1 protein-coding gene is annotated in these 214 nt (G+C 34.1%); it reads left to right on the top strand.

The genetic code is table 11. The annotated features are described in order from the left end of the window. Positions 1-45: 45 nt before the first annotated feature. The coding region (locus tag BHE89_RS03995) for a paraquat-inducible protein A (protein WP_458694206.1) at positions 46-214 on the top strand (169 nt) is incomplete at its 3' end.

Genomic DNA, 214 nt, shown 5'->3' with positions numbered 1-214 from the left:
TTTTTTCAGGTGTACTTTCCTTAGTGAATTCAGGCAATACTCCGATTGCGATTATTGTTTTTTATTGCCAGTGTTTTTTGTCCCTTTTTTTCAAAATCACGTAGCGAAGACACGATTTTTTCAGGTGTACTTTCCTTAGTGAATTCAGGCAATACTCCGATTGCGATTATTGTTTTTTATTGCCAGTGTTTTTTGTCCCTTTTTTTCAAAATCA

The organism is Shigella sp. FC1967 (assembly GCF_001743005.1).
Taxonomy (GTDB): domain Bacteria; phylum Pseudomonadota; class Gammaproteobacteria; order Enterobacterales; family Enterobacteriaceae; genus Proteus.
The sequence above is the reverse complement of the archived record's forward strand: the minus strand, read 5'-3'. Positions and strand labels throughout refer to the sequence as shown.